This window comes from Bacteroidales bacterium, from assembly GCA_014860585.1.
Taxonomy (GTDB): Bacteria; Bacteroidota; Bacteroidia; order Bacteroidales; family 4484-276; genus RZYY01.
On record JACZJL010000127.1, the window covers coordinates 1 to 11264 of the forward strand.

At 42.7% G+C, this 11264-nt stretch carries 6 protein-coding genes; all 6 read left to right on the forward strand.

All coding sequences use genetic code 11. The features are described from left to right. The first annotated feature begins 217 nt into the window (after positions 1 to 217). Positions 218 to 1273: a hypothetical protein gene (locus IH598_13430; GenBank protein ID MBE0639513.1), complete on the forward strand. Its 1056-nt coding sequence runs from the start codon at positions 218 to 220 to the stop codon at positions 1271 to 1273. A 43-nt stretch (positions 1274 to 1316) separates the two neighbouring features. Continuing rightward, positions 1317 to 1445, forward strand: coding sequence for a T9SS type A sorting domain-containing protein (locus IH598_13435; protein ID MBE0639514.1), 129 nt, complete (start codon positions 1317 to 1319; stop codon positions 1443 to 1445). 239 nt (positions 1446 to 1684) lie between these two features. Next, a complete protein-coding gene (locus IH598_13440) occupies positions 1685 to 6838 on the forward strand; it encodes a T9SS type A sorting domain-containing protein (protein MBE0639515.1) in 5154 nt (1717 codons plus the stop codon). 615 nt (positions 6839 to 7453) lie between these two features. Continuing rightward, the gene (locus tag IH598_13445; protein MBE0639516.1) at positions 7454 to 8548 is read left to right on the forward strand and encodes a hypothetical protein; all 1095 of its coding nucleotides are present in this window, start codon (positions 7454 to 7456) and stop codon (positions 8546 to 8548) included. 18 nt (positions 8549 to 8566) lie between these two features. Beyond that, on the forward strand, positions 8567 to 10519 hold the full coding sequence (locus IH598_13450) for a hypothetical protein (GenBank protein MBE0639517.1): 1953 nt from the start codon (positions 8567 to 8569) through the stop codon (positions 10517 to 10519). Between the two features lie 281 nt (positions 10520 to 10800). Then, a partial coding sequence (locus tag IH598_13455; GenBank protein MBE0639518.1) for a hypothetical protein occupies positions 10801 to 11264 on the forward strand: 464 nt, incomplete at its 3' end.

Below are 11264 nucleotides of genomic sequence, written 5' to 3' on the forward strand. Positions count from 1 at the left end.
CCTCCGGAATGTTGAAAAATGTTGCCCGTGAATGATCTTTTTTACTTTTTTAACGTGTTGAAAAACAATGCGATCAACAAATATTTTTAATCATGTAACGAGAGTGTTAAAGAATGAAACGACAGTGTTAGCATTCCGCACCCTTTCTGCAGTACCTTTGTAATCAGCAAAAAGGAAAAACAAAAACAGGAAAGTATTAACCAAAAATTTACGAACTATGAAAAACTTAATTCTATTACTGGCCCTGTCGGCCACCATCAGTGTTGGCCTTTTTTCGCAAACACAGCTTGCCTTCCGCTTTTCCAATCCCCAGGTCATCAGCGGAATGCCGGAGTATTTTCAGTTCGATGTGGATGTAAAAGCCAGTGCTGAAGGCACTGTTCACAGGGATTTGCAGGTGTATTTCGACTACAATGCAGATGCGTTCGGCAACCAGATCGTTGGCGCCGGCAAAGTGAACATCGAAATGCTTCCGCTGCTGTCGGATCATTACCACATTGTGAATGTGGCCGACAATACGCCGTCAAAATTCGCCGTGATCACAGAAGCAGTGGAAGAGCTGAACCAGAATGGTTCGTCCGGTGATTTCAACGCCATGCCCTCTTCCTTTACCGGCTTGCTCCGGATACAGATAGAAATAGCCAACTCGGGGGAAGCGTGCGGGATCTCCTTTGATGAGGAACTGATGAACGGAGGACAATATCACCAGTCGTTAACTTCAACCGACCCCTTGAAGTATCTGGATCCCAGTCTCTACGCAAACACGCTGGGAGCGTTTTCATTCATCGGACAGGACATCGCCTTAACCAAAGGATGGGCAGGCATTTCCAGCTATATGCTGCCTTTCGATCCTTCCGTGGAAAGCATGTTCTCTGCCATCGACAATGAATTGACCATTCTGAAGAATTTTTTTGGGGTGTATCAGCCATCTGCAGGTGTAAATACGCTGGGCAACTGGGACACCAATTCCGGATACATGATCAAGGTGGAGAACAATTGTCAGGTAAAGGTGCTTGGTGCGATCAACGAAGCGAGAACGCTTTCGCTCAACGACGGCTGGAACCTGATACCGGGGATGGTAAACTGCGAAGTCGCTACGGCAGATCTTTTCGGTGCCATCCTCAGCAGCGTGATCATCATTCAGGATGTGGCGGGTGTTGGGGTGTTCTGGCCGGCATACAACATCAACACGCTTCCTGTGTTGACGCCGGGGAAAGCCTATTTTGTGAAATTGTCGCAGGCAGGAGTGATCACCTTCCCGGAATGTAATTAGGGGCTGCTGCATTTTGGATAGCCGGATTTTCAATGCTTTTGGTGTGGAAATATTTTCCGGTTCGTTGCATTTACCGGCCGGGATTGATTTAAGCAGTCAGCCGAAGGGTGTTTACTTTATCCGGATGGAGACAGAAACGGGTTCGCTATTCCGGAAGATAGTCGTCAACTGAGTGTTCATTACCTGAGACTTAAACGCATGAAGCATGCAACTAGTTAGAGTAACGTTTATGGTGACTGATCCGACCTTAATATCCTATGCATTGATAGGGATATCACCTGCTTATCCAAAATTTAAAATGCGTGGATGTCCTGTGGATCCATGGATTTTAAATCTTTGCATTACAGTCTCTTGACAAAATTTTGTTTTGGATGTATCTTTGCTAAATTATTAACCTAAACACGTATCATGATGAAAAAATTAACAAAACTGATGCTATCTCTAACAATAGTTTTGTTAGCAGGTATCTATTGCGGGGCTCAAAACAATCAACTGATCACAGAAAAACAAATGGCTGCCAATGAAGCCAAGATCAGGGCACTTTACGGCAGCGAATGGCAGTTTTTTTACGATGAAAAAAACATCCTTACCAAAATGTGGGGCAGTTACCAGTGCCCTGTAACATCGCCTAAGAAGGAAGATGCTGTTGCCATTGCAACTGAAATGATCCGGAACCTCGAACAGGCCATCCTGCTCCCGGCTTCCGATTTTGTCCTGCTTTCGGATAAGTACAATCCGAAAACAAAAACATTCTACATTTCCTTTCAGCAGTATCACAATGGAGTTCTGGTGGAAGGGAAGCGGATCAACTTTGCCATGAGGGATCATGGCGAGATCTACCAGTTTGCAAACCTTACCGCGACGGGACTGAATGTGGATACCGGGATTGATTACGATGCAATTTATGCTGTTGGAAAGGTAAGGCAAAATTTTACCTACCCGTTTCTTGCAGAGGAAGAGCCTGTGGCAACTATCGTTATTCTGCCGGAGAATTTTTTGTTCGATAACGCACCGGCCAGCCTGTGCCATAAGATTAGATACGACGAACGCACGTTTTATGTGGATGCCAACAGCGGAATGGTGATCGGCGACATACCGAATTATCGTTATTCTAAAAATCCGGATCAAACAGGGGGTATCTGGAATGTTAACCCTGTTGAATACAGTTCAAACTCCCGAACTGAAGTCCAGGATGTCATGTATTTATCTGACTCCATACAAAATAAGCTCGACTTTTGCTACAGTGGAACTATTAATGGGATGGTCTATCCTCTGACGAATCCAAACGCTCTTGTATTGGAGCTGAAGCCTTTATGCAATTTACCAGTTAACTTTTATGACCAAAACCATATTTTAAAAGAAACTACACACACTGACGAAAATGGCAATTATGAATTGTATTCTTTTGTTGAATTTTCAAGTATGGAAGTAGTATTTAATTCATGGGTTGAGGTCAGACGCAGTTTGCGTTCTAATTCACATCCTCCACACTTGAGTCATACCTATAATTACAACCAAGGGGAATTCATTCATAATTTTACTTTTCAGGATCAAAACCATGTTGGAGGTGCAACACCTTTTACTTACCGACATGAGCCGACGGTATATTTTAATGCATTTAACCATCTTTACTATTTAAATGAAAAATTTGCTGATATGCCCGACATAAATACCATTGTTGAGGTTATTATGACCGACTATGGAGGTGCGGATGGAGCCACAAGGACTGCAGAATATAACGAAGGTGGTGCACGTGCCTCACATACCATCAGGCATGAAGTCACCCATATCTTTGTTTACCAGGAAAATGGTAATCAATGGCTGACACCAAACAATCGTAACAGAGAGTGTATTGATGAAGCTTATGCGTGGTATTACCCCTGCGCGGGTATGGAGGATCCGGTGATGATGTATCCTGACGGGATATCACAAAATATTTCGACACTCATTGCAGTTCAGGACCTAGTTGATCCTAAAGGAGGTGCAAATACGCTTAATGAAATTGACCATGGTCATTATCATAATCAAAAAGCGGTAGCCTCTGCCTGGTGGGCGCTCAGGAATACTTTTACTGAGGATGGTATGAACCAGAGGTTGCATCAATGTATCGAGGATTTGAGGAAAGGTAATGTTTCACCCAGGGATCATTACAACCAACTTTTGTTGCTTGATGACAATAACGACGACCCGCTGGACCTGACCCCTCATTTCAACCAGATCAACCTGGCATATTTTCTCAGGGGAATGAATTACTATCCATATACTGCAACCTGCGATCTCAATGGACTTAGGAGGAATGTCTTTAGTTGGACAGAAGACATTTATGCCTATGCATTATGTTGCCCTACGAACGAAAATGTCAGAACCTATATCGTTAACCATAAAACAAACGATCAATGGAAAATCAACAGGACTTTAAAAGATGTTTCGGATGGCTTTGAAACAATATTCACAGATAATTTCGGGGGCTTTAATGAGACAAAAGTTTGGGACCGCCTCGGAAAGGCTCCCCTTTTTGGTAATGGATTCGATTTGATCGTTGATGTTGGGTTTGATTGGATAAACTTCACAGGAAGGCCTTTCAGGTGGAATAGGATGTATGATTTTGATTTTGAAGGTAGGATCGATGGAAAGACAAGATTTTTTGTTATTCCACCTGAATATACTTATTTGATCCTGGATAATTCGCTGAGCATGTACATGGAAAATTATCTTGAACCGGTTAAATCGCACGTGACCAACTTTGTTGCCGATCTTCCCCCAATGAATGGTTTGTCTGCCATCAGCTTCAGTTCGGGCATAACCGGTGCAAACATTGTTTATCCCTACACTGTCATTATGGACGACAACGACCGCATGGCAGCCATAAATGCCATTAATTACATTTTTCCAAGTAATTTTGAAACCTCATTTGGTGGAGGGCTGATGCCTGCGTTAATGCAAATCCAGCAAACTAACCCTGAGGATCCATACAACATTATTTTTGTCAGCGATGGCTATGATCTTTATCCACCGTATGTAGGTTCAGTGATCGGTTCAGTACCTTACAATACAGATATCCACACGATTGCACTGGGGAACGAGTCCGATGAGGATTTGATGAATTTAATGGCAGTACTTACGCTCGGAATGTATTTTCATAGCCCGGATTTATACCTATTCCGTTCCATCCTCAATGCGATAAAAGAAGCAACCACCGGAGAGCAGGTTTTCTGCGACGAAACCTGGGAAATCCCACAGGGAACCGCCACGGTGAATTCCACAGTAACGTTCAACCTTGATAAGGAAGCCAACCATGTTACGATATTGTTGTCCAATACGACCGGTAATTTTACCCTTTCGGTTACCGATCCTGATGGTGAAGCAATTGATGTTTTGCCTTCGTTATGGTCATCCTACGATAAAATATTCCTCGAAAATCCATTGCCAGGCGAATACACAGCGAATATCACCGGAACTAATACTTACAGTGGAGGGCATTACAACCTGAGTGTTTTTGGGGTTTCGTTTGTTAACACCGGGTTCGACATCAATAAAAAGCGTTTCGGCATTGGTGAGCCTGCTATTTTGCAATTCAGCATCGAGGATTTGGTGCTCAGCGAGGCAAATATCGAATGTACTGTCCAGCAAGCGGATACATCCGGTGAAAAGCAACAGGTGAGCTTTGAGCTGATGGATGACGGTATGCACTGGGACGGGGAACCGGGTGATGGCATTTTTGGGAATGCATTTACCGAAACGGATGCGCCGGGAAGTTATAATTTTACCTGTAAAGCATCAGGTAATCTGCCTGATGGGGGCATTTTATCAAGATCATTTTTAAGGTCGGTCTATTTTACCGCCAATCCCGAGATCATTGTTACCAGGCCAGGAAATGGTGAAGTATTTATCGCAAACTCCCAGGAAAAGGTTGAATGGTTTCATTCTAACACTGCGGGTACTGTAAACATTACCCTATATCCGTTTGGTCTTGATTCATATGCTGTTCCCCTGCTTTCAGGTACAGCAAACGATGGTTCGGCAGAAGTAGAGATACCCGATATCTATTCAGAGACCTGCGAAATCGTGGTAGAGTCTGTTGAATACCCGGGGATAAGCGGAGAATCCAATGGAGTGTTCAGTATCGGAAAACCGGATATTTTTATCAGTATTGATGCAATCGCAGCTGGCGCCCGGGAAGGCATCGAAACCTTTGACCTTACATTCACCAACAACGCCATGGTTGAATGGAGCGTCGAAACCTCAGCAGAATGGCTTGAATTTATACCTGCTGCAGGTTCTGGTGACGCAACCATTGAGGTGCATTACGAGCGAAATGAAAGCATTGATCCCCGTTCATCACAAATTACCATCAATGCGGCACAATGCGTTACACCGGTTTCAGAAATTTCGTTTACACAGGAAGGGATTGATCTCTTTACAGTCAACATTCCACAAGGCTGGAGCGGAATTTCAAGCGTTGTACAACCTTTTGATGCCGATGTGGAAGAACTGATGCTCCCAGTTTTAAATCAAATGATTATCCTACAAGGCCTCGATGGTTTTTATTATCCCGATGGCATGATCAACACTTTGGGATTGTGGGATTCGCATCAGGGTTACGTTGTCAAAATGATCGAACCGGCAATGTTAACTTTCGAGGGTGTGCAGCTCGACTACTTTTCATTAAGTTTTGATGTTGGATGGAACATTATGCCAGTACTCAGCGAAACTCCAATACCTGTTGAAATGATTGACGATATTTTGGGTAATCATTTGGTCATTATAAAGGAGGTAGCCGGTTACAACGTCTATTACCCAGATTATGGGATTAATAGCTTAAGCGTTTTAGAACCCGGAAAGAGCTATTATGTTTTTGTTGATGAAGCCAGAGCGGTAAATCTTCCACCTCACTCAAATAATTCGCAAAATACAAATACGTATCCTGTAAATGGATATTTTAACCCTTGGAATGAAGTAACCAAGTCGCCGGAATCTCATCTGGTAATTTTTCCGAAAACATTATTCCATATGTTTCAATCCGATTACATGATTGGAGCATTTGATAAGGGACAAAATTGTGCTGGTATTGTATGGTCCAGCACTTTAGAATCAGATGTATCGTTAGGATTAAATGTGTTCCCTGATGATCCAACCACAAGTATTAAGGAGGGTTTTCATCCAAATGAAGGTATTCAATTTAAATTATTTTGCACAAAGACAGGCAATGAATATGTTATCCAGCCTTCCTTTGCGGATCAATCAAGCGATGATCTCAAGTTTACCCATAATGGTTGTGCGGTAGTTCAAAGTGTTTTAATCCACCAAGTGTCTTTACTGGAAAGTCTCGATAGTGTGCATCATTTTATTGAGATTTATCCTAATCCTACACAGGGAATTTTCACCATCGAAGGCAGCATGGATCTCATAAACGTTAGGGTTTTCAATGCTTTTGGTGTGGGAATATTTTCCGGTTCGTTGCATTTACCGGCCGGGATTGATTTAAGCAGTCAGCCGAAGGGTGTTTACTTTATCCGGATGGAAACAGAAACGGGTTCGCTATTCCGGAAGGTGGTCGTCAACTGAGTTTTCATTACCTGAGACTGACCGGCTTGAAGAGGCTGACTTTTTTCTTTACATAGTGCTTGCCAGAAAACACCTTGAATGTGATTTTCAACGATTTATTAACCCCGCCCTTCCCACAGGGATCCCTTCGGGAAAAGGGAGTAAATCGTTGAAAATCATTGCTCCCTTTAGGGTTGGGGCAAACAATGATTTTCAACATTAAGAGTTTTCTGGCAAGCACTGCTTAACTGCAGAGTTAACAAAAATTAGTCATTAATAATTTAATCCTAAGCGCCTTTGAAGTGAGTAAAGAATGTTAAGGCAGCCTCTTTTTGTGGATGCTGATTTTTACGAATTTTCCTCACCCCCTTGCAAAATTATGAGAATTGAAGTACCTTTGAACGGTTTAAAAATTAGCTGCTATGAAAACAACAACATTTATTTTTATCCTCTTTTGCGCATTGATAATCAGCCTGTTTACCATTCCAAATCCTATTGGGACTTGAATACACAGGTTCTTTCTCGAACATGCAGATGCGTGTGCGCGATGCGTTTGGCAGGAGAATCCCTATTAAATGAACACTATGATGTACAAATTACCAAAAAATAAATTAATTACAATCTAAATCTTTAATTATGAAAACACATTTCTTTAACACAGTCATTTTGCTGCTGGCCATTACCTTCCTGCAGGCTCAGCAAATCATCACCGTTTCAAACGATGTTAATTTTGTGGAAAATCCACCTTATTCTTTCAACAACCTGCAAACGGCCCTTGATTACGCTGCAGCCCACCCCGGGCCGGATTACACGATTTTGGTTTGTGGTACGCCAACTCCTTATGGAGGCGTTACCATTACTTCTCCGGTAACTTTGTACGGCGCAGGATATCATCCCGATAGCCAGTTTGGTTATCCCACTTCAATCAATAGTATTGGATTATACGGCGGTTCCGGCACAACCATTATGGGATTTTTGGTAAACACCATATATGTCGGGGAATACACTGACGGAATCAATGACATTAAAATAAAAAGAAACAGGATTACCGGCAGCATCACCCGGGGTGGGATTTTTGGCGGTGGTGCACATTTTAACTGGTTAGTTGCCAATAATATCATCAATACAATTAGTGCCAAGGGCAATCTTTTTAATACCTTGATCACCAATAACATTATTTCCAACCAGATTAGTGGCTACTATGCCGGCAGTAGTGTAATCATAGCCAATAACATTTTTCTTGAATATACAGGCTCTGTTTTTTCAGAGGTTCATAGCGCGATCATACAAAACAACATCTTTTTTGGCGTTTCGCCTTTAGGGGCTTACAACAGCGCCTTTGCTGCCAATTTATGTACCTGCCAGTATAACATCGATTTTGGAATTGGCATACAACCCTATATGAATACTGAAGACCCGGACTTCGAAAATGTTCTTGGGGAAGAGCCTAATGACATTTTTGTTGATGCAGGCAATAACCCACCAGGTCCTTATGACTATGCATATGATTACCATCTTGATCCTAACTCTGGAGGAATTGGTGCAGGGACTAACGGATCAGACGTTGGTATTTATGGTGATTTCCATTTATTTCCCATTGGTGGGGTATCACCCTATATTACCAGTGCCCCGCCCCCGGTACCGCAGATCACCCTGATGAACATCTTAACACCCAACGTTGCACCGGGTGGAAAAATTAAGGTGCATATCAAAGCCAGGGCACAGGAATAATAGCCGGGAGGAACGATCATGAAAAAGATATTTTTACTACTGTTTTTATGTTGCAGCCTGTTGATAAATCTGGCCGGACAGATACAACCTACTATTACGGCCATGGAGTTTTTCTTTAATAAAGACCCTGGCGTTGGTTTTGGCTACAATTACACTGTATTTGATCCACCACTTCAATATTTTGAAATAGACGAGGTGGTTGAAATAAATTTGGACGATATTAATCCCAATGACCTGGAGGAAGGATTTAACACGCTTTATGTTCGTATTTTGGGTGAAGAGCCGAATGATTGGAGTTTACCGCAGGGCCGCCTGGTTTATATTCTTAAGGATGAAGAGGAAATTATGGCCAGGCCATTTAACAGGATAGAGTATTATTCTGGCGCAGACCCGGGAACAGGCTACGGAACCATTGACTTTAACGATACTTATGAAAAAGATACTGTTGTTGAAATACTTGGAGAAGAGGGAGATAGTTTTCAACATCTTTACTGTCGCTTAACGGGTGAAGAGGGCCATGATAAGAGTTTACCACAAGGCAGGATGTACTATGCCTATAATGAAGAAGAACTTCCGGAGGCCAAGCCCTTTAATAAAATAGAGTACTATTCAGATGCAGACCCGGGAACAGGCTACGGAACCATTGACTTTACCGAAACATATGAAAAAGATACTGTGGTTGAAGTACTTGGTGAAGAGGCAAATAGTTTTCACTTTCTGTATTGTCGTTTAACAGGTGATGAGGGGCCAGGAGAGGCATCACGAATAAGTGATGCTCACGATAGAATGTATTACGCTTATAGTGAAGAAGAATTGCCGGAGGCCAACCCCTTTGATAAAATTGAATATTATTTTGGTGAAGATCAGGGGGTAGGTGCCGGGATAATAATTCACATAGCTAATACCTATGAAGCTGATACGGTGGTTGAAGTTCTTGGCGGAGAGCCTAATGATTTTCAATTTTTATATTTCCGTTTAACCGGTGAGGAGGGACACGAAGTGAGTTTACCACAGGGCAGGATGTTTTATTATATGGATCTGCAGGAGTTGCCCGTTACCACTCCAATCAGTTTCATTGAGTATTATGTGGATACGGATCCCGGGCCTGGTAATGGAGAGCCCATCACTATTCCGGAGAGTGATACAATTGACCTGGTGATACAAATAAATGTTGCAGGTTTCGGCCAAACCAAAAACAGTGAAAGCCTCCAACTGGGCATGCACGATCTGTTTATCCGTGTAAAGGATACGGCGGAAACCTGGAGTGTGCACCATGCTGCATCCTTTGAATATTTCAGGGGAATCAGTTTAAAGGTTTTTCTGGAAGGCCCGTATGAGGATACGGTAATGGGTACTGCCCTTTCAAATAAGGGTTTTATCCCATTGGAACAACCCTATGATGTTTCGCCCTGGAATTACGATGGAACGGAAAGCGTTGCAGAAATTCCACCCGATGTGGTGGATTGGGTGTACATGGAGTTGCACGATACCACGAATGCATCTTATATTTCAGATGCCACAATGATTGACAGGAGAGCAGCCTTCCTGAAAAAGGACGGTTCGGTTGTTGGCCTTGACGGCATTTCGCCACTTGTGTATGCTGCGGAAATCCCGGTAAATAATCTTTATGTTGTGGTTTGGCACAGAAACCATTTGCCGGTTTTGTCAAACTTCGGGGTAACGGAAGTTGACCTTCTTTTTACCTACGATTTTACCACTTCTGCTGACCAGGCGTATGGAACCGATGCACAAAAGGGCTTACCCAATGGCGTTTTTGGAATGTTCGGAGGGGATGGCAATGCAAGTGGTATTGTTGATCTTACGGATAAAATTATTTGGATGAATGAGGCCGGCAAAGCCGGATACAAAGCAGTGGATTTTAACCTGGACGGACAGACAGATAATAAGGATAAGAATGATGTATGGGATCCTAATCAAGGTAAGGGTTCACAGCTACCTGATAAAAAATAGCCGGGGTGAAAAAAACGCATGTAACACCCATGTCTAACTTTGGTGTAAGGGGTTCGGTTCAAACATAGCCACATTCATGCATTTTAGCATTGCAGCATTCTAAAGGTCATAGGGTATATCTAAGAAGATGGTCTCTAATACCGGATTTTTGGTTTTGAGGAAAACCTTAGCTGACATGGGATGATCTGTTGGTTAATCATGTGATCAACTTATTTGAGCCACTGAGATTTGCAAAATCCTGCAAATTGTGTTACCTTTGACAGCTCAAATACTTTGTAGCTATGAGAACGTCCGGGTGTGTTCTTGCAATATTTGCCCTGCTCTGCGGGTTCAATATTCTACTTTACGCGCAGGTGTTTTCCTCAAAAAGCACCTCAACCGGCGGTGAATTTGCACTGACCGGTGATGATCAGAGAGGTACCCGGTTTCCGGGGGAGGCAAATCGTGGGGGGTGTACCGACAGCCTTTATTCGGTTGGGTGTACTAACGGTAATCATATTACTTTCTTTAAGATTTATGACCTTGAGTTATGGGATGAATTTTGCACCGGTAATCCTTCTTGGTATCATTCTTTCGGATACTATGTTCATTTGCAGGCCGGATTGGTGCATAGTGTCTGGATTGGCAGTGGTTCCTACGATCTTTTTCTGGATATGTGGATAGATTTTAATAACGACTTCCTCTTCACACCGGATGAACTGGTGTTGGATGATGTTTTTATTTATTCCGGATGGTTTGACTGTGT

Coding starts and splice junctions, on each gene's coding strand:
- IH598_13430 (MBE0639513.1), top strand. CDS start 218: ATGAAAAACTTAATTCTATTACTGGCCCTGTCGGCCACCATCAGTGTT.
- IH598_13440 (MBE0639515.1), top strand. CDS start 1,685: ATGAAAAAATTAACAAAACTGATGCTATCTCTAACAATAGTTTTGTTA.
- IH598_13445 (MBE0639516.1), top strand. CDS start 7,454: ATGAAAACACATTTCTTTAACACAGTCATTTTGCTGCTGGCCATTACC.
- IH598_13450 (MBE0639517.1), top strand. CDS start 8,567: ATGAAAAAGATATTTTTACTACTGTTTTTATGTTGCAGCCTGTTGATA.